22 protein-coding genes and 2 pseudogenes are annotated in these 22,106 nt (G+C 68.0%); 10 read left to right on the forward strand and 14 right to left on the reverse strand.

Annotated elements, in window-relative coordinates; genetic code table 11:
• Positions 1 to 11: 11 nt before the first annotated feature.
• From AAHS21_RS02485 to AAHS21_RS02495, 3 genes are read right to left on the reverse strand one after another with little or no spacing between them, the layout of a single operon-like run.
• Entirely contained in the window at positions 12 to 1,115 is a 1,104-nt protein-coding gene (locus AAHS21_RS02485; RefSeq protein ID WP_342926124.1) for an ATP-grasp domain-containing protein, read from the reverse strand.
• A 22-nt stretch (positions 1,116 to 1,137) separates the two neighbouring features.
• The gene (locus AAHS21_RS02490; protein WP_342926125.1) at positions 1,138 to 1,779 is read right to left on the reverse strand and encodes a PaaI family thioesterase; all 642 of its coding nucleotides are present in this window, start codon (positions 1,777 to 1,779) and stop codon (positions 1,138 to 1,140) included.
• Entirely contained in the window at positions 1,779 to 3,074 is a 1,296-nt protein-coding gene (locus AAHS21_RS02495) for an adenylosuccinate synthase (RefSeq protein WP_342926126.1), read from the reverse strand. Before AAHS21_RS02495 ends, AAHS21_RS02490 begins: the two co-directional genes overlap by 1 nt.
• Positions 3,075 to 3,212: 138 nt before the next feature.
• On the opposite strand from AAHS21_RS02495, the gene AAHS21_RS02500 reads away from it, so the two are divergent.
• The 3 genes from AAHS21_RS02500 to AAHS21_RS02510 are packed head-to-tail and all read left to right on the forward strand — an operon-like array spanning position 3,213 to position 5,586.
• Complete coding sequence (locus AAHS21_RS02500; RefSeq protein WP_342926127.1) at positions 3,213 to 3,866, forward strand: peptidase M50; 654 nt, start codon at positions 3,213 to 3,215, stop codon at positions 3,864 to 3,866.
• 9 nt (positions 3,867 to 3,875) lie between these two features.
• On the forward strand, positions 3,876 to 4,652 hold the full coding sequence (locus AAHS21_RS02505) for a site-2 protease family protein (RefSeq protein WP_342926128.1): 777 nt from the start codon (positions 3,876 to 3,878) through the stop codon (positions 4,650 to 4,652).
• A 40-nt stretch (positions 4,653 to 4,692) separates the two neighbouring features.
• Positions 4,693 to 5,586, forward strand: coding sequence for a cation diffusion facilitator family transporter (locus tag AAHS21_RS02510; RefSeq protein ID WP_342926129.1), 894 nt, complete (start codon positions 4,693 to 4,695; stop codon positions 5,584 to 5,586).
• On the opposite strand, the gene AAHS21_RS02515 is transcribed toward AAHS21_RS02510, so the two are convergent.
• The gene (locus AAHS21_RS02515; RefSeq protein ID WP_342926130.1) at positions 5,583 to 5,996 is read right to left on the reverse strand and encodes a DUF3151 domain-containing protein; all 414 of its coding nucleotides are present in this window, start codon (positions 5,994 to 5,996) and stop codon (positions 5,583 to 5,585) included. The genes AAHS21_RS02510 and AAHS21_RS02515 overlap by 4 nt on opposite strands.
• 45 nt (positions 5,997 to 6,041) lie before the next feature.
• Here AAHS21_RS02515 and AAHS21_RS02520 point away from each other — a divergent pair, with 45 nt between their 5' ends.
• Positions 6,042 to 6,884, forward strand: a complete 843-nt coding sequence (locus AAHS21_RS02520; protein ID WP_342926131.1) for a hypothetical protein — start codon at positions 6,042 to 6,044, stop codon at positions 6,882 to 6,884.
• Here AAHS21_RS02520 and fbaA read toward each other — a convergent pair.
• The gene (fbaA, locus tag AAHS21_RS02525; RefSeq protein ID WP_342926547.1) at positions 6,881 to 8,065 is read right to left on the reverse strand and encodes a class II fructose-bisphosphate aldolase; all 1,185 of its coding nucleotides are present in this window, start codon (positions 8,063 to 8,065) and stop codon (positions 6,881 to 6,883) included. The genes AAHS21_RS02520 and fbaA overlap by 4 nt on opposite strands.
• Here fbaA and AAHS21_RS02530 point away from each other — a divergent pair.
• On the forward strand, positions 8,003 to 8,719 hold the full coding sequence (locus AAHS21_RS02530; protein ID WP_342926132.1) for a DedA family protein: 717 nt from the start codon (positions 8,003 to 8,005) through the stop codon (positions 8,717 to 8,719). The genes fbaA and AAHS21_RS02530 overlap by 63 nt on opposite strands.
• Here AAHS21_RS02530 and AAHS21_RS02535 read toward each other — a convergent pair.
• Together AAHS21_RS02535 and AAHS21_RS02540 are read right to left on the reverse strand one after the other, a co-directional pair.
• A complete protein-coding gene (locus AAHS21_RS02535; protein ID WP_342926133.1) occupies positions 8,654 to 10,000 on the reverse strand; it encodes a 3-oxoacid CoA-transferase in 1,347 nt (448 codons plus the stop codon). The two genes, AAHS21_RS02530 and AAHS21_RS02535, sit on opposite strands and share 66 nt — an antisense overlap.
• Before the next feature lie 12 nt (positions 10,001 to 10,012).
• Entirely contained in the window at positions 10,013 to 11,134 is a 1,122-nt protein-coding gene (locus tag AAHS21_RS02540; RefSeq protein ID WP_342926134.1) for a glycoside hydrolase family 76 protein, read from the reverse strand.
• A 160-nt stretch (positions 11,135 to 11,294) separates the two neighbouring features.
• Here AAHS21_RS02540 and AAHS21_RS02545 point away from each other — a divergent pair, with 160 nt between their 5' ends.
• Together AAHS21_RS02545 and eutC are read left to right on the forward strand one after the other, a co-directional pair.
• Positions 11,295 to 12,701: an ethanolamine ammonia-lyase subunit EutB gene (locus AAHS21_RS02545; RefSeq protein ID WP_342926548.1), complete on the forward strand. Its 1,407-nt coding sequence runs from the start codon at positions 11,295 to 11,297 to the stop codon at positions 12,699 to 12,701.
• On the forward strand, positions 12,701 to 13,441 hold the full coding sequence (gene eutC / locus AAHS21_RS02550; RefSeq protein WP_342926135.1) for an ethanolamine ammonia-lyase subunit EutC: 741 nt from the start codon (positions 12,701 to 12,703) through the stop codon (positions 13,439 to 13,441). Before AAHS21_RS02545 ends, eutC begins: the two co-directional genes overlap by 1 nt.
• On the opposite strand, the gene AAHS21_RS02555 is transcribed toward eutC, so the two are convergent.
• On the reverse strand, positions 13,412 to 13,984 hold the full coding sequence (locus tag AAHS21_RS02555) for a TetR family transcriptional regulator (RefSeq protein ID WP_342926136.1): 573 nt from the start codon (positions 13,982 to 13,984) through the stop codon (positions 13,412 to 13,414). The genes eutC and AAHS21_RS02555 overlap by 30 nt on opposite strands.
• Before the next feature lie 85 nt (positions 13,985 to 14,069).
• On the opposite strand from AAHS21_RS02555, the gene AAHS21_RS02560 reads away from it, so the two are divergent.
• Positions 14,070 to 14,951 carry an SDR family oxidoreductase gene (locus AAHS21_RS02560; RefSeq protein ID WP_342926137.1) on the forward strand — a complete coding sequence of 294 codons (882 nt, stop codon included), beginning with the start codon at positions 14,070 to 14,072 and terminating at the stop codon, positions 14,949 to 14,951.
• A gap of 13 nt (positions 14,952 to 14,964) precedes the next feature.
• Here the strand turns inward: AAHS21_RS02560 and AAHS21_RS02565 are convergent.
• Positions 14,965 to 15,069 (reverse strand): annotated as a pseudogene (locus AAHS21_RS02565) (hypothetical protein); the annotation flags it as partial.
• 24 nt (positions 15,070 to 15,093) lie between these two features.
• Here AAHS21_RS02565 and AAHS21_RS02570 point away from each other — a divergent pair.
• A pseudogene (locus AAHS21_RS02570) lies at positions 15,094 to 15,435 on the forward strand (LysR family transcriptional regulator); the annotation flags it as partial.
• A 138-nt stretch (positions 15,436 to 15,573) separates the two neighbouring features.
• Here the strand turns inward: AAHS21_RS02570 and AAHS21_RS02575 are convergent.
• Genes AAHS21_RS02575 through ttfA form a run of 4 tightly spaced genes read right to left on the reverse strand, consistent with a single transcriptional unit; the run spans position 15,574 to position 18,547 of the window.
• The gene (locus AAHS21_RS02575) at positions 15,574 to 16,227 is read right to left on the reverse strand and encodes an RNA methyltransferase (protein ID WP_342926138.1); all 654 of its coding nucleotides are present in this window, start codon (positions 16,225 to 16,227) and stop codon (positions 15,574 to 15,576) included.
• A gap of 7 nt (positions 16,228 to 16,234) precedes the next feature.
• On the reverse strand, positions 16,235 to 17,134 hold the full coding sequence (locus AAHS21_RS02580; protein WP_342926139.1) for a hypothetical protein: 900 nt from the start codon (positions 17,132 to 17,134) through the stop codon (positions 16,235 to 16,237).
• Between the two features lie 12 nt (positions 17,135 to 17,146).
• Positions 17,147 to 17,680 carry an orotate phosphoribosyltransferase gene (gene pyrE, locus AAHS21_RS02585; protein WP_096284212.1) on the reverse strand — a complete coding sequence of 178 codons (534 nt, stop codon included), beginning with the start codon at positions 17,678 to 17,680 and terminating at the stop codon, positions 17,147 to 17,149.
• Positions 17,681 to 17,698: 18 nt separating this feature from the next.
• Positions 17,699 to 18,547 carry a trehalose monomycolate transport factor TtfA gene (gene ttfA / locus AAHS21_RS02590; protein WP_096284210.1) on the reverse strand — a complete coding sequence of 283 codons (849 nt, stop codon included), beginning with the start codon at positions 18,545 to 18,547 and terminating at the stop codon, positions 17,699 to 17,701.
• Between the two features lie 184 nt (positions 18,548 to 18,731).
• Between ttfA and AAHS21_RS02595 the strand changes: the two genes are divergently transcribed.
• Complete coding sequence (locus AAHS21_RS02595) at positions 18,732 to 19,544, forward strand: enoyl-CoA hydratase/isomerase family protein (protein WP_342926140.1); 813 nt, start codon at positions 18,732 to 18,734, stop codon at positions 19,542 to 19,544.
• A gap of 1 nt (position 19,545) precedes the next feature.
• On the opposite strand, the gene clpB is transcribed toward AAHS21_RS02595, so the two are convergent.
• Positions 19,546 to 22,092: an ATP-dependent chaperone ClpB gene (gene clpB, locus AAHS21_RS02600; RefSeq protein ID WP_342926141.1), complete on the reverse strand. Its 2,547-nt coding sequence runs from the start codon at positions 22,090 to 22,092 to the stop codon at positions 19,546 to 19,548.
• Between the last annotated feature and the right edge of the window lie 14 nt (positions 22,093 to 22,106).

Genomic DNA, 22,106 nt, shown 5'->3' on the forward strand with positions numbered 1-22,106 from the left:
GGTGAGTCTAGTTAACGTCCCTTGGACGCCGCGGTGGCCACGTCGCGGGCCCGGTCACGGGCGGATGCCACATCCGGCGCGGTGGCCAGCGCGACCCCGCGCCGCGGTCCCGGCCCCGGATCGAATATGCGAAGGTCGCTTTCCGGCACGGCCAGCGCCGCGGTCAGCGCCTCGGCGGTGGGCGCCGGATGACACGTGCGCGCGGCGGCCGGAGAGATCATCAGGACATCCACCGGCAGCCCGAGAATCGCCCGGGCCTGCAGCTCGAATCCCGAAATCCGCTGGCTGCGCACAGTCACCCAGACGCTTTGCGGCAGAACGGCGCTCACGTCGGAGAAGTACACCTCGTCGCCGTTGATCATCAATTCGACACCGAATACGCCGCGGCCGCCGAGCGCCTTGACGATGCGCGCGGCGATCGATTTGGCGGCATCGAGGGCCGCCGGGCTCAGATCCTGGGGCTGCCAGGATTCCAGCACGTCGGGTTCGGCGCGACGGTGCCCGATCGGCGAACAGAACTCGATCACCGGCCCGTTCGGGCCCTCGCTGCGGATTGCGAGCAGCGTGACGTAAAACTCGACCTCCACTACCGTTTCGGCCAACACCCGCGGCTGCTCGGCCTGCCCCGTCGCCCGCCGCCATGCCGGCTCGATGTCGTCGGGCCCGGACACCATCGAGCGCCCGGCCGTCCCGCCCAGCGGCTCGACCAGCAACGGGTAGCCCCCGTGTGCGGCCACCGCCTTGAGGTCGTCGAGCGAGCCGGCGAACCAGAACGGCGCGGTGGGCAGACCCAGCTGGTCGGCGGCCAGCCTGCGCAGGCCCTCCCGGTCGTTGGTCAACCGGACGGTGCGCATGTTGGGCACCAATTCGATGCTGTCATTGTCGGAGCGGGCCGCGAGCGCCTCGATCGCCGGGACGGAGACCGGGCCGGCGGCGGTCACCACGAAGTCGGGTTGTAGCCGGTCGATCACCCCCGACACGCTGTCCATGTCCGAGTGCTGATGAACCTCCGCGCCCAGGCGTCGCAGCGCGGCCGTCAGCTCGCGGCTGAGTTCGCCGGAACCCAGCAACAACACCCGGGGCACGCCTGCGGTCTCGCGTCGTCCTTCGGTCACAACTGCATGCTACGGGCGCGCGTCAGGGCTGACCGGGCAATAACCGCACCATCAGACCGTTGCCCTCGGCCAGCAGCGTCTCGTCGCCGTCGACCAATTCGGCGGAGACGAACGCCTTGCGGCCCTCGGTGCTGGTGACTCGCCCGCGCACCAGCAACGGCACGTCGGTCGGCGTGACCTTGCGGTAGTCGACGTGCAGGAAGGCCGTGCGGCTGATTGGGCGTCCCGCGGCGTGGGAGATCATCCCGAACATGTGGTCGAACAACAGCGGCAGCACACCGCCGTGCACCGCGTAGTTGCCGCCGACGTGGAAACGGGTGAAATGGCCCGTCATCTCGACGCCGTCGGGCGAATAGCGGGTCAACGTCCACGGCGGCAGCAGCAAGCTGCCCATGCCGGGTAGACCGGGCGTGCGGCCCGCCGGCGCCTGACCTTCAACCTGTGCCTGAAACGGCCCCAGCAACTCGGTCAGCGCAACCACCCGATCGGCCGCGTCGTCCCAGATGTCGTCGGCCGGGTCGGCGGAGACGGCGAGGTCCTGCAATCGGCGCATGGCCGCCACGAACCGGCCAAATCCCGGGCCCGGGGTGGCCGGGCCGTATTCGGGAAAGCCGCCGTGGTGTTCGTATTCGGGATCGAGTTCTTTTGGATCGGGTTCGCTCACTAGTGCGCCGCCAGGATGTCGCGGCGCACGATGGTCTGGTCCCGTCCCGGCCCGACGCCGATGCACGAAACATGTGCTCCGGCAAGCTCTTCCAAACGCAAAACGTAGTCACGCGCCTTGGCGGGCAGGTCGTCGAACTCGCGGGCCGCCGAGATGTCTTCCCACCAGCCGGGCAGTTCTTCGTAGATCGGCTCGGCGCGGTGCAAATCGCTTTGCGTCATCGGCATTTCGTCGGTCTGCACGCCGTCGACGCGGTAGCCGACGCACACCGGCACGGTTTCCAGGCTGGACAGCACGTCGAGCTTGGTCAGGAAGTAGTCGGTGATGCCGTTGACGCGGGTGGCGTAGCGGGCGATGACGGCGTCGAACCAGCCGGTGCGCCGGCGTCGGCCGGTGGTGACCCCGAATTCACCGCCGGTCTTGGACAGGTATTCGCCGTTCTCGTCGAACAATTCGGTCGGGAACGGGCCCGAGCCCACCCGCGTCGTGTAGGCCTTGAGAATTCCCAGCACCGTGGTGATCCGGGTCGGGCCGATGCCGGACCCGACGGCCGCGCCGCCCGCGGTCGGATTCGAGGACGTCACATAGGGATACGTGCCGTGGTCGACGTCGAGCAGCGTGCCCTGCGAGCCCTCCAGCAGAACGGTCTCGCCGGCCTCCAGCGCGGTATTGAGCAGCAGCCGGGTGTCGCGGATGCGGTGCTGGAAACCCTCGGCCTGTTTCAACAGGGCATCGACCACCTGCCGCGGATCCAGCGCCTTACGGTTGTAGATCTTGACCAGGATCTGGTTCTTGAGTTCCAGGGCACCCTCGACCTTTTGGGTCAGCTGCTCGGGATCGAGCACGTCGGCGACCCGGATGCCCTGACGGGCGATCTTGTCCTGATAGCACGGTCCGATGCCACGGCCAGTGGTGCCGATCTTCTTGTTGCCCATGTAGCGCTCGGTGACCTTGTCGATGGCCACGTGGTAGGGCAGAAGCAAATGCGCGTCGGCGGAGATCAGCAGTTTCGTGGTGTCCACACCGCGATCCTGCAGGCCCTTGAGCTCGTCGAGCAGCACGCCGGGATCGATCACCACGCCATTGCCGATGACGTTGGTGACCCCGGGCGTCAGCACGCCCGACGGAATCAGATGTAGCGCAAAGTTTTCCCCGGTGGGCAATACGACGGTGTGCCCGGCGTTGTTGCCGCCCTGGTAACGCACCACCCACTGCACGCGCCCACCGAGCAGGTCAGTGGCCTTACCTTTGCCCTCGTCGCCCCATTGGGCGCCGATGAGGACGATTGCCGGCATGACATGCTCCCGCCTGGTCTCGCCTGCTTATTGTGGTCCAGCCGGGGACCTACCTTAGTCCGGTGACGATGCGGGCGTCTTTCGGCCCGCTGAGGAACCGGGCAAATTTGCTCAAGCCCAGCAGGTCGCGAGGAGCCCATGAATATCGCCACGGACACGGCCGACATGGCCGTGTTGTGGTTCGGCGACCGGCGACCGCCTGGTCCGCTGCACCGCCTGCCCGACCATCGGGTCGGGAACCCGGCCGACATCGACGCCGCGATCGGGCCCTATCGACGGCTAATCGTGCTCGGCGACGACGCCGAGCTGGCCGCCGTGCTGAGCCGGCTGCTGCGCGCCGAGCGACTCGACGTCGAAGTGGCCTACGTGCCGCGTCGCCGTACTCGCGCCACCCGCGTCTACCGCTTGCCGGCGGGCCGGCGAGCGGTACGCCGGGCCCGGCGCGGCACACCCCGGCGGGTCACCTTGGTGCGCGACGAGACCGGCGCGGTCATCGTCGGCCGCGCCGGCTGGCAGCCGCCCGGCGACCAACGGCACATCCACGGCGAGGCCGTCGTCGACGACACGCAGCTGTTCGACGGCGACATCATCGGCGCGTACATCGAGCCGACGCTCGCGGTGCCGGGATTGCGCGCCGCGGTGCACGCACGCTGGCGCCGCTGGGTGGCCGGGCGTGCCGTCCAGTTGGGCAGCACCGGCGTGCTGGTGGTGCGCGACGGTGTCGCCGCGCCCCGCCCGGCGCGGCGATCGACGTTCTACCGTCACGTCGAAGGCTGGTTGCTGGTCCGGTAGTTTCGACCGGTGGACTCACACGGGCACACATCGGTGCGGCCGAGCCCAATCTTCTTGGCACTGGTCGCATTGACAGCCGTTGGCGGTGTGCTGGCCTGGCTGTCCGGGACGACCGTGAAGCCGATGTCCTACGCCGGGGTGTTCATCTTCGTGGTCGCCGGCTGGCTGGTTTCGTTGTGCCTACACGAATTCGGCCATGCGGCGACCGCGTGGCGGTTCGGCGACCACGACGAGGAGGTCCGCGGCTACCTGACGCTGGACCCGCGGCGCTACGCCCATCCCGGGCTGTCGCTGCTGCTGCCGATGGTGTTCATCGCCCTTGGTGGGATCGGCCTGCCCGGCGCCGCGGTGTACGTGCGCACCTGGTTCATGTCGCCGGTGCGCCGCACCCTGGTCAGCCTGGCCGGCCCGGCCGCCAACCTGGTGCTGGCGGTGCTGCTGCTGACGCTGACCCGGCTGTTCTTCGACCCGGAGCACTGGGTGCTGTGGGCGGGCGTGGCGTTTCTGGGTCTGTTGCAGATCATGGCGGTGGTGCTGAACCTGCTACCTGTCCCCGGGCTGGACGGCTATGACGCCCTGGAACCGCACCTGAGCCCGGAGACGCAGCGCGCCGTCGCGCCGGCCAAGCAGTACGGCGTGTTCATTCTGCTGTTCCTGCTGCTGGCGCCCGCGGTCAACCAGTGGCTGTTCGCGGTCGTGGACTGGTTCTTCGACTTCTCCGGGGTGCCGCACCTGCTGGCCAGCGCCGGCAACTCGCTGACCCGCTTCTGGAGCCGCTGGTTCTAGGTCTTGCAATATATGCGTTGCCGCGCATATATTGTGGGCCATGGGCGCAGGACACAGTCACACCCCCGCCGAGGCCGACGCGTCTCGGATGATCCCCCGCATGATCATGGCCGCCGGGATTTTGGCGACGTTCTTCGTAATCGAGCTGACCACCTCGCTGCTGATCAATTCCCTTGCGCTGCTGGCAGATGCCGGGCACATGCTGACCGACGTCGTCGCGGTGTTCATGGGGCTGGGGGCGGTAATCCTGGCCAAGCGCGGCAGCACGTCGCCGAACCGCACTTACGGCTGGCATCGCGCCGAGGTGTTCACCGCGGTGGCCAACGCGGTGCTGTTGGTCGGCGTGGCGACATTCATCCTCTATGAGGCGATCGAGCGGCTCGGTACCGGAGCAGACGTCCCCGGCATACCGATGATCGTCGTGGCGCTGGCCGGGCTGATCGCCAACTTCGTGGTCGCGATGCTGCTGCGGTCACACTCCGAGGGCAGCCTGGCCGTCAAGGGCGCCTACATGGAGGTGATCGCCGACACCGTCGGCAGCCTGGGCGTGCTGATCGCCGGTGTCGTGACCGTCACGACGCACTGGCCTTACGCCGATGTCGTGGTCGCCGTGCTGGTGGCCCTCTGGGTGCTGCCCCGCGCATTCTCGCTGGCGCGCGCCGCCCTGCGGATCCTGTCCGAGGCGTCACCGGCTCACATCGACGTCGAAGAGCTGCGGTCGGCCCTGGGTGCCGTCGACGGCGTCACCGAGGTGCACGACCTGCACGTCTGGACGCTGTCACCGGGCAAGGACATGTGCACCGTGCACCTGATCAGCTCCATCGACTCCACCACCGTGCTCAGCGACGCGCGTGAGGTGCTGCACGAGCGCGGGCTCGAGCACGCCACCGTGCAGGTCGAGAGCCGCGACAGCGACTGCTCGGAGAACTGCTAGAGGCCCAGCTCTTTGCGGGCCGCCGGGTCGCAGTCGTCCAGCAGGTCCAGGCAGCGGTTCACCTCGTCGGTCTCGCCGATTGCGTCGGCAGCCTTGGCCAACGCGGCCACACAGCGCAGGAAGCCGCGGTTGGGCTGGTGCGCATAGGGCACCGGGCCGAAGCCCTTCCAGCCGTTGCGGCGCAATTGGTCCAGGCCGCGGTGGTAGCCGGTCCGGGCGTACGCGTACGCGGTGATGGCCCGGTCGTCGGCCAACGCCTCCTCGGCCAGCGCCGCCCAGGCCACCGACGCCGACGGATGCGCCGCCGCGACGATGCCCGGATGTTCGTTGGCGAGCAGTTCGGCTTCGGCTTCGCTGTCGCCGGGTAGCAGGATCGGATCAGGTCCCAGGAGATCACCCATTGGTGTCATGCGTTCTATTCTGCCGTCCCGCCGCGGATGACTAAGCTCCCACTCATGCCTAACCCACCGGAGCCCGACCGCGGCACCCCGCCGGGTGAGGACCCGACCGCGGAGCAGGCCGACGACGCAACCGAGGCCCATCCACTGGTTCCTCCCGACCCCGAGACCGAGACCGTGGTGATCGACAAGCCCGATCCCGGCAACGATCCCGCGGCCAATCCGGATGACCAACAACCCGAACGTCGCTTCACCGCGCCGGGCTTCGACGCGAAGGAAACGGCGATCATCCACACCGCGCCGGAGCCCGCGACGGAGGTGTTCTCGACGCCGGCGGGGCAGCCCGGCCCGCCGGGACAGCCGCCACTGCCTGGACAGCCCCCGATGCCTCCGAAACCTGCTGTGCCACAATCTATTCCGGGCCGCGACGGCACCAAGCCGCGGCCGTCGGGCAGGGGTTTCAATTGGGGCTGGGTGCTGGCGATCACGGTGATCGTGTTGGCCCTGGCGGCGATCGCCATCCTGGGCACCGTGCTGTTGACCCGCGGCAAGCACTCGCACGTCTCGCAGGAAGACATGGTGCGCCAATCGATCCACGCCTTCGACACCGCGGTGCAGCGCGGCGACCTGACCCAGCTACGCAGCATCACCTGCGGCACCACTCGTGACGGCTACGTCGACTACGACGAGCGCTCGTGGAACGAGACCTACCAACGGGTTTCGGCGGCCAAACAGTATCCGGTGATCGCCAGCATCGACCAGATCGTCGTCAACGGCCAGCACGCCGAGGCCAACGTCACCACCTTCATGGCCTACGACCCGCAGGTCCGCTCGACGCGCAGCCTCGACCTGCAGTACCGCGACGATCAGTGGAAGATCTGCCAGTCCCCCAGCGGCTAGTTGACTGACTTTCCGGCGCAGTGCAGGTCGTTGCAGGCCTCGATCACGCGCTCGGTCATCGACGCTTCGGCCTTCTTGAGGTAGCTGCGCGGGTCGTAGACCTTCTTGTTGCCGACCTCGCCGTCGACCTTGAGCACACCGTCGTAGTTGGTGAACATGTGGCCGGCCAGCGGGCGGGTGAACGCGTACTGGGTGTCGGTGTCGACGTTCATCTTCACCACGCCGTAGCGCAGCGCCTCTTCGATCTCCGACTTCAGCGAGCCCGAACCGCCGTGGAAGACGAAGTCGAACGGCTTGGACCCGTCCGGCAGACCGAGCTTGGCCGACGCGACCTTCTGGCCCTGATCGAGGATGTCGGGGCGCAGTTTGACGTTGCCGGGCTTGTAGACGCCGTGCACGTTGCCGAACGTCGCGGCCAGCAGATACTTGCCGTGCTCGCCGGTGCCCAGCGCCTCGACGGTCTTCTCGAAGTCCTCCGGGGTGGTGTACAGCTTGTCGTTGATCTCGTGGGCGACGCCGTCTTCCTCGCCGCCGACCACGCCGATCTCGATCTCCAGGATGATCTTGGCGGCGGCCGACGCCTTGAGCAGCTCCTGCGCGATCACGAGGTTCTCGTCGATCGGCACCGCCGAGCCGTCCCACATGTGCGACTGGAACAGCGGATTCTTGCCGGCCGCCACGCGCTTGGCCGAGATGTCCAGCAGCGGGCGCACGTAGGTGTCCAGCTTGTCCTTCGGGCAGTGGTCGGTGTGCAGCGCGACGTTGATCGGGTACTTGGACGCGATGTGGTGGGTGAACTTGGCCAGCGCGACCGCGCCGGTGACCATGTCCTTGACGCCGAGTCCGGAGGCGAACTCCGCGCCGCCGGTGGAGAACTGGATGATGCCGTCGCTGCCGGCGTCGGCGAAGCCCTTGATGGCGGCGTTGACGGTCTCCGACGAGGTGCAGTTGATGGCCGGGAAGGCGTACGCGTTCTCCTTGGCGCGTCCCAGCATCTCGGCGTAGACCTCGGGGCTTGCGATGGGCATGAAATTCCTCCTGAAGACTTCAGTTGCCTCAGTATCGCAACCCGACGTTGACGGCGGGCACCCACCTCGGGGCCGGTATGTTGAGGCACCATGAGCACCGCCGTCGTGGCCCTGCCCGACATCATCGATCCGATGTTCTGGATCGGGCCCCAGGGCCTGTTCGCCTCCGCGGTGTTGCCGACCATCTTGGTCATCGTCTTCGTCGAGACCGGATTGCTGTTTCCGCTGCTTCCGGGTGAATCGCTGCTGTTCACCGGTGGCCTGCTGGCCGCACACGGAACGCTGAACATCTGGGTGCTGGCACCGGCGGTCGCCGTGGTGGCGGTGTTGGGTGACCAGACCGGATACTTCATCGGCCGCCGCATCGGGCCGGCGCTGTTCAAGAAGGAAGATTCCCGCTTCTTCAAGCAGCATTACGTCACCGACTCGCACGCCTTCTTCGAGAAGTACGGACCCGCGGCCATCATCCTGGCCCGCTTCATGCCGTTCATCCGGACGTTCACGCCGGTCGTGGCCGGGGTGTCCTACATGCGCTACCCGGTGTACCTGGCGTTCGACATCGTCGGCGGGGTGCTGTGGGGCGGCGGCGTGACGGTGGCCGGCTACTTCCTGGGCAACGTGCCGGTCGTGCACCACAACCTGGAAAAGATCATCCTGGTCATCCTGTTCGTCTCGATGCTGCCGGCATTCATCGCCGCCACGCGCGGCTACCTGGCGCGACGGCGTGCCGCCAAAGCGGGTTCAGGCGACGGCGAAGTCGCAACCGGTCTTGGCACGGACGTCGTCGACCGTCACCCCGGGGTGTAGTTCGGTCAGCGTGAGCCCGCGTTCCGGGTCGACGTCGAACACGCACAGGTCGGTGATGATCATGTCCACCACGCCCTTCCCGGTCAGCGGCAGCGTGCATTGCTTGAGGATCTTCGGGCTGCCGTCCTTCGCGGTGTGATCCATCACGACGATCACCCGCTTGACCCCGGACACCAGGTCCATCGCGCCGCCTGGACCCTTGACCATCTTGCCGGGCACCATCCAGTTGGCCAGGTCGCCGTTCTCGGCCACCTCCAGGCCGCCGAGGATAGACAGATCGATGTGCCCGCCACGGATCATCGCGAACGAGTCGGCGCTGCTAAAGAAGCTGGAGCCGCTGATCGTGGTGATGGTCTGTTTTCCGGCGTTGATCAGGTCGGGATCTACCTCGTCGTCGGCCGGATACGCCCCGATACCGAGCAGGCCGTTCTCGGACTGCAGAGTCACGTTGATGCCGTCGGGGATGTAGTTGGCGACCAGCGTCGGGATGCCGATGCCCAGGTTCACGTAGTAGCCGTCGCGCAGTTCCTTCGCGGCGCGCTTGGCCATGGTCTCGCGGATGGGGCTCTCGTGCTTGGCCGCGGCGGCACCGCTGGTGGTGCGGAATTCGATCCGCTTCTCGTAGCTGGGGCCCTGGACGATGCGGTCGACGTAGATGCCGGGGGTGTGGATCTGATCGGGATCCAGCTCGCCGACCTCGACCAGTTCCTCTACCTCGGCGACCGTCACCTTGCCGCAGGTGGCGATCATCGGGTTGAAGTTGCGCGCCGTCTTCCGATAGATCAGGTTGCCGGCGGCGTCACCCTTCCACGCCTTGACGATCGCGACGTCGGCCTGGATGCCTTCCTCCAGCACGTATTCGGTGCCGTCGAAGACGCGCATGTCCTTGCCTTCGGCTAGCTGGGTGCCGAACGCGGTGCGGGTGTAGAAACCCGGAATCCCCGCGCCGCCGGCGCGTAACTTCTCGGCCAGGGTGCCCTGCGGGGTGAGCGACAGGTCCAGCTCACCGGCCAGCACCTGGCGCTCGAATTCCTTGTTTTCTCCTACGTAGGAGGCAATGACTTTCTTGACCTGACGGCCCTTGAGCAATAGGCCCATACCGAAATCGTCGACGCCGGCATTGTTTCCGACGATCGTCAGCTCCTTGACGCCGCTGTCCACCAGCGCCAGGATCAGATTTTCCGGAATACCGCACAGGCCGAATCCGCCTGCGGCAATGGTGATTCCGTCCTTCAGCAGGTCCCGCAGCGCCGTCTCGGCATCAGGGTGGACTTTACTCACGGATCGCTCCTTCTAATGCGACGATTCGGCGGTGACGTTACATGCGGCCTCCATCAGCATCCACCCCGACAGCTGCACCGAAAGGTCGCGCTCCGGAGTCTCGGAGGCGTTCACCGCACCCTCGACGAACTGCGCCTGCGCGCCGGCCGTCGTCGGCAACGTCGCGTCGCGGTCCCAGAACGCCCCGAACAGCGGCAGCCCGTCCACCGTTTGCCGGTAATCCCAGGCCGATTTCGCGCTCGAGAGCACGATGGTGCGCGCGGTGTCGCGGGCCACCGCGTCGTCGGCGGAGTCACCCGGAAGTGCGGTGGCAACCAGCGCGAGATAGCGGGCGGTAATGCCGGCGAACAGCCCGCCGTCGCCGCCACCGGAACCCTTCAGCACACCCGACGGCGCCATGTGTTCGTTGACGGCGGCCACCAGGCGGTGCACCCGCGCCGCGTGCCGGGACCGGGCCTCGGCGCCGGTGCGGTTCGCCAGCTCGGTCTCCAGACCGAGCACCACACCCTGGCAGTAGGTGTACTGCGCCCGCACCAGCGAGCCCGCCTTGATGCCGTCGAACACCAGATGGGTGTCGGGGTCGATCAGCGTTTGGTCGATCCAGTCGCCCATCTGCGCGGCACGTTTCAGGTGCTCCCCGTACCGGGCCAGAAAGATCCCCGCCGGCCCGTTGCCGGGGGCGTTGAAGAACTGATCCTGCTTGCGCCACGGGATGCCGCCGCCGTCCTCGGGCACCCACGCCTTCATGAACTGGTCGGCAAGCTTGGGCAGCGCGCGGCCGCGCACGACGCCGGCGATCCGGGCGGCACGTTCCAGCGCGATCGCCAGCCACGCCATGTCGTCGTAATAGTTGTTGGTCCAGCGAAAGTTGTTGCGCAGCCGGTGCGAACGAACCTGCCGGTCGATCTCGGTGCGCCGGTGGGGCTGTGGGTCACGCAGCTCCGCGTCGACCAAGCAATCCAGCAGATGCGCCTGCCACCAGTAATGCCAGGTGCCGAACAGCCGAGCCTGCCGCGTCGCGGGCCACGCCACCACTCCCAGCTGCGTTCCCGGTAACCCCCACAACCGTTTCAGGTGGCGCTGCCTAACAGCGGCTTCGGAGCTGGCAGCCCGATTGGCCCATAACTGGTCCATACCTACCGATCCTGCCTCATGGCGCCAGCGCCGGCGTGGGCGTCTAAGGCTTTGAGCATGCGCCCAGGTGATGCGGCTCGGCGTGTCGCCGCACACTGCGGGCCGAGCACGCACGGCGATGTTGACCTGCTGCTGAACCCAAGGTGTCTTACTGTTGAATATGCGCTACCGGCAGACCATCTCGGGGACCACGCATTCCTTCGCGGGGCTGGTCGATGTGCTGGCGAAGGCGACGCCGCTGCGCTCCGGTGACCAGCTGGCCGGGTGCGCCGCCGATTCCGACGCCGAACGGGCCGCGGCGGCGTGGGTGCTGGCGGACATACCGCTGGCGACGTTTCTGCACGACGTGGTCGTGCCGTACGAGACCGACGAGGTCACCCGGCTCATCATCGACAGTCACGATCGCGAGGCTTTTGGCCCGATCGCGCATCTGACCGTCGGCGGCTTCCGTGACTGGCTGCTGGAAGCGGCGTCGCGCGACGACAGCGCCGCGCGGATCGCCGCCGTCTGCGCCGGGCTCACTCCCGAGATGGTGGCCGCGGTGTCGAAGATCATGCGCAACCAGGACTTGATCCTGGTTGCCGCCGCCGCGACGGCGACCGCCGCCTTTCGGACCACGATCGGGTTGCCCGGCACGCTGGCCACCCGGCTGCAGCCGAACCACCCCACCGACGACCCGCGCGGGATCGCCGCGGCGGTGCTCGACGGCCTGCTGATGGGCTGCGGCGACGCGGTGATCGGCGTCAACCCCGCGACCGACTCGCCGCGCGCGGCGTCGGACCTGCTGCACCTGCTTGACGACATTCGCCAGCGATTCGCCATCCCCGTGCAGTCGTGCGTGCTGTGCCACGTGACGACCACGATGGAACTAATCGAACAAGGCGCACCCGTCGACCTGGTCTTCCAGTCGATCGCCGGGACCGAGGGCGCCAACGCCGGCTTCGGGACCTCGATCGCGATGTTGACCGAGGCCAACGAGGCCGCCCGGTCGCTGCGCCGCGGCACCGTCGGGGACAACGTCATGTACCTGGAGACGGGACAGGGTTCCGCGCTGTCGGCCGGGGCACATCTCGGGGTCGGCGGCAAGCCGGTCGATCAGCAGACGCTCGAGGCGCGCTCCTACGCGGTGGCCCGGGCACTGCAGCCGCTGTTGGTCGACACCGTGGTCGGCTTCATCGGTCCCGAATACCTTTACGACGGAAAGCAAATCATCCGCGCCGGGCTGGAAGACAACTTCTGCGGGAAGCTGCTCGGCCTGCCGATGGGCGTCGACGTCTGCTACACCAACCACACTGAGGCCGATCAAGACGACATGGACACGCTGCTGACGCTGCTCGGTGCGGCGGGCACCGCATTCGTGATCGCCGTTCCCGGCGCCGACGACATCATGCTCGGCTATCAGAGCCTGTCTTTTCACGACGCGCTCTATGTCCGAGAAGCGTTGGGGCTGCGGCCCGCACCCGAATTCGAAGCCTGGCTGGCCAGCCTGGGCATGGCCGACGCCGACGGCCGGATTCTTCCCGTCGACCTCGCGACCTCGCCGCTGCGCGCCCTGGCGGCCGGCTGATGAGCGACCTCTGGGCGCCGCTACGGGCCACCACGCAGGCGCGCATCGGGCTCGGGCGGGCCGGATACTCGCTGCCCACCCGGCGGGTGCTGGAGTTCCAGGCCGCGCACGCCGCGGCGCGCGACGCCGTCCACGAACCACTCGACATCGACGACCTGACCGAGCAGCTGCGCGGCATCGGCGTTTGCCGGCCGCTGCGGGTGCCTAGCCAAGCGACCTCACGCGGCGAGTACCTGCGCCGGCCCGATCTCGGTCGACTCCCCGCGGACCTGTCTTCCCTGCCAAAGACCAAGGCGGACATCGGTTTTGTGCTCGCCGACGGGTTGTCGCCACGCGCCCTGACCGATCAGGCCACGGGCATGGTCGACGCGTTGGTCCGCGCATTCGACGGGCGCTATCGCATCGCGCCGCTGGTGATCGCCACCCAGGCGCGTGTCGCGCTCGGTGACCATATCGGCCACGCATTAGGCGTCACAACGGCTTTGGTGCTGATCGGCGAACGCCCCGGGCTCTCGGTCGCCGACAGCCTGGGCATCTACCTGACGCATCGACCGGCGCCGGGGCGCACCGACGCGGACCGCAACTGCATCTCGAACATCCATCCGCCCGACGGCCTCGACTACCGCACCGCCGCGGCCGTCGCCGCCGCGCTGGTCGCCGGGGCGCGAACGCTGGGCCGTTCGGGTATCGCACTGAAAGACCGGTGCGGATCAGCTGAGATCGGTTGCAGCGGTGTGTAATTCGTATAGCTCTTCGCACGCCATGGAACCGAGGTCGAGGTCTTCACCGGGTTCAGCCCAGCGCGCATAGGCTTTTTTAAATGCCAGGGCGCCGAGCTCGGCGGCCAAGACCGCGGTCGCTTCGGAGAAGCCACGAGATTGCAGCGCCTCAGTCATCGCGAGGGCCAGCCCAATCTGCTTGAGCGCGTTACGTTCCTGAAGCTCAGCGCTGGCCGCGATCGCGGCCCTGAGCCGGGGTGCAAGTTCCTTGTTGAACGACGTGAACGCGGCAGACGCCGACTTCAAGCCGGAGCACACCACGGTCAGCGGCGTCGCGTCGGCAGGCGCCGCGGCGATGCCCTCGCGCAGCAGTTGAGCGATGGCGTCTTGGCCGGCTGCCAGCACATCACGCTTGTCGGGGAAGTACCGAAAGAACGTGCTCTTCGTCAGGCCCGCGCGCTCGGCGATTTCCGCGACGGTTGTCTGGTCGTATCCGCGTTCGGTGAACAGGTCCAACGCGGCCGCGACCAAGCGTTCGCGCGCATCTGGTTGCCAACGAGCCATGACCCCACCTTAGTGATGCGACTGTTATCCCATCACTGCTGTAGGGTGATGGGACCATAGTCGCATCACATGAGGGGAGCTGCTCGTGCGCGTATTCGTCACCGGTGCCAGCGGAGGAATCGGCTCGGCCGTCGTCTCAGAACTGATCGCCGCCGGTCATCACGTCGTCGGCCTGGCCCGATCCGACGCCTCGGCCGCGGCCATCAGCGCACTCGGCGCCGAGCCGCTGCGCGGAGACATCACCGACCTCGCCGTCTTGCAGCAGGCGGCCCGCGACACCGACGGCGTTGTCTATCTGGCGTTCTCGCACGACTTCAGCGCCGTCGGGGACGCGGTCGGCGACGAAGCCCGCGCGACCGCCGCGTTGGGCGAGGCGCTGATCGGCACCGGTAAGCCGCTGGTGCTCGCGAACGGAACCCCGGCGGTGCCCGGGCGGGTGAGCACCGAAGAAGACCCGTTCAACGCCGGGGGCCCGGTCGCCGGACGCGGGCGTACCGGCCAGGCCGTCATCGATCTCGCTCAACGCGGGGTCCGATCCGCTGTCGTGCGGTTGCCGCGGTCGGTGCACGACGCCGGCGGGCGCTATGGCTTTTCCAGCCTGCTAATCCAGGCCGCCCGCCACACTGGCGTATCGGCCTACGTCGGCGATGGCACGCAACGCTGGCCCGCGGTGCATCGCGACGATGCCGCGGCGTTGTTCCGGCTTGCCCTCGAAGAAGCACCACCCGGCTCGGTACTGCATGCCGTGGGCGACGAAGGCGACCCGATGCGGGCGATCGCCGAAGTGATCGGCCGCCGGCTTGGCGTGCCCGTCGAATCCGCCCCGGCCGAGAACTTCGGACCGCTGGGCGCGATGTTCGGCGTCGACCAGCCGTCGTCGAGCGCCCTGACGCAACAGCGGTTCGCTTGGAAGCCAACACATCCAAGCCTGCTCGAAGACTTGGAAGTCGGCGACTATCCCGAGTAATGACGGTCTCGCCTCAGCCCGCCAGCGCCTGCGATAGGTCGCACAGCCCGGTCAGCGAGTGCGCCGGCAGAAATAGGTCGCAATAGGACACGGCGGCGGCCATCGAGCGGGCAAGCGGCCAGCTGGCCGGAGAAACGCAAATATGTTGCGCGGCTTGGCAATTCCAGAGTCACAGCAGCGAATCTTCCAGAGCGACGCCGCGACGCTCGAGGAGGTGCAGCGGGTCGGCGGTGTCGCGCTGACGATCGGTTTCGCGCTCGCCAAGGACCTCGCCGCGGGCAGGCTGTTGCACGTGAACGGCCCGGGCCTGACCCGGTCGGGTGAGTGGTGTGCGACGACGCTCGCGCCCGCGGCGGGTCAGCCCGCGGTGTCGGAGCTGGTCCGCTCCATCACCACGCCGCGGGGCATCCAGGCGATGCTTCGCGGCTCCGGTGTCGGGGTGACGAGGTTTCGCCCGAAGGTGCACGTCACGCTGCAGAGCTAGGCGGCGCTCACCCGACATCGCTTGTGCGTCCGCGGCTTTGAGTGTGCGTTCACGGCCGCCTTGATCGGCGTGTCCTCGCCCTCACCGCACCCTGAAAGCCAAGAGCGCACGCCGCAAGGGGTCGCGGCCACCCAGCGGCTACCACGCGCGGCGGAGGTCCCCGTGCTGCCGGATCCAGGCATGCATGGCGATCCCGGCAGCGACGCCGGCGTTGATGCTGCGGGTCGAGCCGAACTGAGCGATCGACACCGTGACCGCCGCACCGAGGCGGGTGTCGTCGGTGATGCCCGGCCCCTCCTGGCCGAACACCAGCAGACATTCGCGCGGCAATGCGACTTCCTCCAGGCGTGCGGCGCCCGGCACGTTGTCCACCGCGACGACGCTCAACCCGGCCGCCGCCGCGAAATCCAGCAACTCGGCGGTGCTGTCGTGGTGGCACAGCCGTTGATAGCGATCGGTCACCATGGCGCCGCGGCGATTCCAGCGGCGCCGCCCGACGATGTGCACGGTGTCGACCGCGAACGCATTGGCCGTCCGCACCACCGAACCGATATTCGCGTCGTGGCCGAAGTTTTCGATCGCGATGTGCAGCGGGTGCCGGCGCCGGTCGATGTCGGCGATGATCGCCTCCCGGGTCCAATACCGGTAGGCGTCGACGACATTGCGAGTGTCGCCGTCGCGCAACAGAATTGGATCATACCGCGCGTCGTCGGGAAGCTCGCCTGCCCAGGGCCCGACGCCGGCGGCCGGTGGTACCGCCCATTCGGTGGGCCCCGGCCCGGGCTCGCTCATCGCTCGCTCATCGCGACGTCCACACCCCGGCGTGGGTGCCGACGATCGCGACCGTCGCATACAGCAACGCCTGATTGATTTCGCCCTGGGTGCACAGCGACGCGGAGACGCGCACCGCGTCCAGCGAGGTGTCGGGCAAGATCAGCACCGACGACCCGTAGACGGCACAAGCGGGGTTCAGGCCGCGGCCGGGCACGGTCGGCGAGGCAAGCAGCATCATCGGGCCGCCGCGGCGGGCGGAGTCGTCGCGGTATCGGGCCGCGACCGCCTCGGCCACCAGCCCGAGCAGCATGTAGCCGGCGCCGGTGAAGGCTCCCGGATCGCCGAGTTGGGCGTTGGTCACCGGTTTACCGTCGCCGTGCCAGGCCGACAGGCTGGTGGTCTTGACGACCAGGCCGGTGTCGTTGACGTTGGTCGGCATCAGCCCCACCGGAAAAGCCGCCGGGTAGGCCGCGGAGGTGTCGGCGATCCGGTCCCGCTCCGAGTAGCTATACACGCCGCGCACCTGGCTGCGGTCCGTCAGTGGGCCCAAACACACCGCGCCGGTCAGCCGGTCGGGGGGCGCCGACAGCGGCGTCCGGATGTCGTTCGCGGTGGCCATCGCTTTGTCGCAGCTGCCCAGCCCGGCGGCTTCCATGGGGTGGGCGAGCGCGCCGTAGAGCCCGAACCGGATGTCCTCCGGTTTGGCGTGCGGCGCCTTGGGATCGGCGGGCGAGGCGTCGACGTCGACCAACACGTAGTCGCCGTCCCAGCGCAGGTTCGACACCGACATGTTCCAGCCCAGCAGCGCCAGCGATTCACCCAGCCGCGCGCCCTGCGCTCCGTACGGCGCAACGGCGTGGTTGGAACCCGAGCAGCCGGTCAGGCAGCTGGCCGCACAGATTGCTATCGCAAGGAACCGGCGCACAGCGACGAAGCCCTAGCCCAACCCCAGATCGGCCAGGCCCAGCACGCTGCGATAGAGCAGGCCCTCGGCCTGGATGGCCTCCGCGGCGCCGGTGGCGCGGTCCACCACGGTGGCCACGCCGACGACTTCGGCTCCCGCGTCCTGCACGGCATGCACCGCCGTCAGCGCCGAGCCACCGGTGGTGCTGGTGTCCTCGACGACGAGCACCCGTCGGCCGGATACCTCCGAACCCTCGATAAGGCGTTGCAGGCCATGGGCTTTCGCCGACTTACGCACCACGAAGGCGTCGATCGGGCGTCCGGGCGCATGCATGATGGCGGTCGCGACCGGATCGGCGCCCAGCGTCAGGCCGCCGACGACCGAGTAATCCCAGTCGGCGGTGAGTTCGCGCATCAGCACCCCGATCAGGGCGGAAGCTCGGTGGTGCAGCGTGGCCCGGCGCAGGTCGACGTAGTAGTCGGCCTCTTTGCCCGACGACAGGGTCACCCGGCCATGCACCACCGACAATTGACGCACCAGCTCTGCTAGTTCGTCGCGGTCAGACATATTGCGGCGCAATAGCTTTCAGCGCTGGAAGTTGCTGGCCTGCTGGCCGTTGCGCCCGGTCGACGACGGAGGGCGCCGGATGGCTTCGGTACGGCCCTCGTCGTGACGGGTGGACTCCGGGGCACGGCGCGCGGCGTCTCCGAGCAGCCCGGAAACGTCCTGGGCCGAACGCCGCGGCGGCAATTCCGCCCGTCCGGCCGGCGCCAGCGGACGGCTCGGCGCCGCGCTGCGCAGTCCGGCCGGCTCGTCGCTATCGGCAGGCACCGGCGGCAATACGCGGAGCAGGTCGTTGAACTGACGCACCGTGCGCAGACCCTCGTCCCACTGCGTGCGCGTGCTGGAGACCGGCATCGCGACCAGCGTCCAGTTCTGCTCGTTCCACATGATCTCGGCGCAGTCCGGCGCGGTGTGCGCGAAGGTGACCATCCGCCGGTCGCAGGCCCGCCGGGCCGCGTCCAAGTTGGTCGAGTACACCATCCGCGGGCCGATCGCGCCCAGCAGCCAGATGTCGCTCTCGCGCGGTTCTTTCAGTCCTTTGAGCCGCAGGTCGACGACCACGTTGGTGCCCACCTTGCGGTGCAGCGCGATCACCGTGGCGACTTCCTCGAGATCGAAGATGTACACCGCTTCGCCGCGGATCTGTCCCAGCACGACGTTGTGGGCGGAAACGTCCCCCACCGTCGACATCACGCCGCGCTTCCAGCGCTTGAGGATGTCGGTCGATTCGCGCTCGTAGTCGAAACCATGCGAGCGAGCCCACGACTTGCGGCGCCGGCTGCGCCCCCGCCGACGGTCGACGTCGACATACAGCAACACCACCGCGCCGACGAAGCACAGCGCGGAGAGCGTGAACCAAAGGGGGACCATCCTAAGTAGCGTATCTGCTACCCCGCCCGAACCGAGAATGCGACCTGGTCACAACCACATTAAGGTTTGCCAGGACGCTGCGTGTCCGATCGGTTTGCCGGCCGAAGGGAAGTAAGAAGTGTCAGGTCAAGCCGATTCGCTGCATATCGACGTCCCCGTCCAGCTCGGCCCGTAGGGTTCGGCCATGGGCTACCAGGGCTACCAGCTGATTCGCGTCGCCGCGGCCGACGGCGTTTGCCGGGCGACGATCGACAACCCCCCGATCAATCTGCTGGACGTGCCGCTACTGGAGGAGTTCGACCGGCTGGCCCGCGAGGTCGCGGCCGACGACGAGGTGCGCGTGCTGATCGTCGACTCGGCCGACCCGGAAATCTTCATTGCCCACGCCGACGTCGGTCTGATCCTGGACCTGCCCGCTGACGATGTCGGGCTGCACGACGAGCTGACGCCGTTTCACGCCATGACGGAGCGGATCCGCACCCTGCCCAAGGCCACGATCGCGGTCATCGACGGCGTCTGCCGCGGCGGTGGCTGCGAGTTCGCGATGGCCTTCGACATGCGATTCGCCGCCATCGGCGCGACGGTCCTGGGTCATCCCGAGTTGGCGGTAGGCATCATCCCGGGCGGTGGCGGCACGCAGCGGCTGCCCCGGCTGGTGGGCCGGGCGCGCGCGCTGGAAGTCATCCTCGGCTGTCAGGACATCGACGCCGAAACCGCCGAGGCCTGGGGATATGTGAACCGCGCGCTGCCGGCCGAAAAACTGCGGCGATTCGTCGACAAGCTCGCCGCCCGCATCGCGTCCTCGCACGCGGTGGCCATCGCCAACGCCAAGCGTGCGGTCGACGCCGCGACCACAGACCTGCCGACCGGGCTGCGCATCGAGGATCAGCTGTTCCGCGAAACCCTCGCACAGCCGGCCGCCCGCCAACTGCTGCAGGCAGTAATCGACGCCGGCGCCCAGACCCGTGACTTCGAGCTGGGCGACCGGCGCCGCTAGCTCAGCCCAGGATCAGGCCGTCGCCGTCCGGGCTGACGTTGACCGGAACGGTGTCGCCGTCGTGGACGTCGCCGGCCAGCAGCAGCTTGGCCAGCTGGTCACCGATGGCCTGCTGCACCAACCGGCGCAGCGGACGGGCACCGTACACCGGGTCGAACCCGCGCTGGGCCAGCCACTGCTTGGCCGGTAGCGACACCTCCAGGGTGAGGCGACGCTGCGCCAGCCGCTTCTGCAACTGGGCCAGCTGGATGTCGACGATCGAGACCAGTTCGCCGGGTTCGAGGCCGTGGAAGATGATCACGTCGTCGAGCCGGTTGATGAACTCCGGCTTGAACGCCGAGCGCACCGCGGCCATCACCTGCTCCTCGCTGCCGCCCGACCCGAGGTTGGACGTCAGGATCAGGATGGTGTTGCGGAAGTCGACCGTGCGGCCCTGCCCGTCGGTCAGCCGGCCCTCGTCGAGCACCTGCAGCAGCACGTCGAACACGTCCGGGTGCGCCTTTTCGATCTCGTCGAACAGGATCACCGTGTACGGGCGCCGCCGCACCGCCTCGGTCAGCTGACCGCCCTGGTCGTAGCCGATGTAGCCGGGCGGGGCACCGACGAGGCGGGCCACCGAATGCTTCTCGCCGTACTCGCTCATGTCGATGCGGACCATCGCGCGTTCGTCGTCGAACAGGAACTCCGCCAGCGCCTTGGCCAGCTCGGTCTTACCGACACCGGTGGGGCCCAAGAACATGAACGACCCCGTCGGCCGGTTGGGGTCGGCGACCCCGGCACGGGAACGGCGCACGGCGTCGGACACCGCGGTCACCGCCGCCTTCTGCCCGATGACGCGCTTGCCCAGCTCGTCTTCCATCCGCAGCAGCTTGGCGGTCTCGCCTTCCAGCATCCGGCCGGCCGGGATGCCCGTCCACGCCGACACCACATCGGCGATGTCGTCGGGTCCGACCTCCTCCTTGAGCATCACGTTCTCGCGGGCCTCGGCGTGCGGCAGCGCGGCGTCGAGCTTCTTCTCCACCTCGGGGATGCGCCCGTAGCGCAGCTCGGCCGCCTTGGCCAGGTCGCCGTCGCGCTCGGCGCGCTCGGACTCCCCGCGCAACGTTTCGAGCTGCTCCTTGAGGTCGCGGACGATGTCGATGGCGCTCTTCTCGTTCTGCCACCGGGTGGTCAGCTCGGCCAGCTTCTCCTTCTGGTCGGCCAGCTCGGCACGCAGCTTCTCCAGCCGCTCCTTGGACGCCTCGTCCTCTTCCTTGGCCAACGCCATTTCCTCGATCTCGAGGCGGCGCACCAGGCGCTCGACCTCGTCGATCTCGACGGGCCGCGAGTCGATCTCCATCTTCAACCGGGAAGCGGCCTCGTCGACGAGGTCGATGGCCTTGTCCGGCAGGAAGCGGGCGGTGATGTAGCGGTCGGACAGCGTGGCCGCGGCCACCAGCGCGGAATCGGTGATCCGCACGCCGTGGTGCACCTCGTAGCGGTCCTTGAGACCGCGCAGGATGCCGACGGTGTCCTCCACCGACGGTTCGCCGACCAGCACCTGCTGGAAGCGGCGCTCCAGTGCGGCATCCTTCTCGATGTACTTGCGGTACTCGTCGAGCGTGGTGGCGCCCACCAGCCGCAGTTCACCCCGGGCCAGCATCGGCTTGATCATGTTGCCTGCGTCCATCGCGCCTTCGCCGGACGCGCCGGCGCCGACGATCGTGTGCAGCTCGTCGATGAACGTGATGATCTGTCCGGCGGAGTTCTTGATGTCGTCGAGCACGGCCTTGAGCCGCTCCTCGAACTCGCCGCGGTACTTCGCGCCGGCCACCATCGAGCCCAGGTCCAGGCTGACGACGGTCTTGTCGCGCAAGCTGTCGGGCACGTCGCCGGCGACGATGCGCTGAGCCAGGCCCTCGACGATCGCGGTCTTGCCGACGCCGGGCTCACCGATCAGCACCGGGTTGTTCTTGGTGCGGCGCGAAAGCACCTGCACCACCCGGCGAATCTCGTTGTCGCGCCCGATCACCGGATCGAGCTTGCCTTCGCGGGCTCGCTCGGTCAGGTCGGTGGAGTACTTCTCCAGCGCCTGATAGGTCGACTCGGGATCGGCGCTGGTGACCCGGGCACTGCCGCGGACCTTGACGAACGCCTCGCGCAGCGCCTGCGGGGAGGCACCGTGCCCGGTGAGCAGTTTGGCGACGTCGGAGTCGCCGGTGGCCAGGCCCACCATCAGGTGTTCCGTGGAGACGTATTCGTCGTCCATCTCGGTGGCCAGCTGCTGGGCAGTGGTGATCGCCGCCAGCGATTCGCGGGATAGCTGCGGTTGCGAGCTGGATCCGCTGGCCTGTGGCAGCCGTTGCAGAAGTTTTTCGGCCTCGGCGCGAATGGTCGCGGGCTCGACACCGACAGCTTCGAGCAGCGGCGCGGCGATCCCATCGTTCTGTGTCAGCAGCGCCAACAGCAGATGAGCCGGCCTGATTTCGGGGTTACCGGCGGCGCTGGCCGCCTGTAGCGCCGACGTCAGAGCCGCTTGCGTCTTGGTGGTCGGGTTGAAAGAGTCCACGACACCTCCGTTCG

The organism is Mycobacterium sp. 050272 (assembly GCF_039023525.1).
GTDB lineage: Bacteria > Actinomycetota > Actinomycetes > Mycobacteriales > Mycobacteriaceae > Mycobacterium.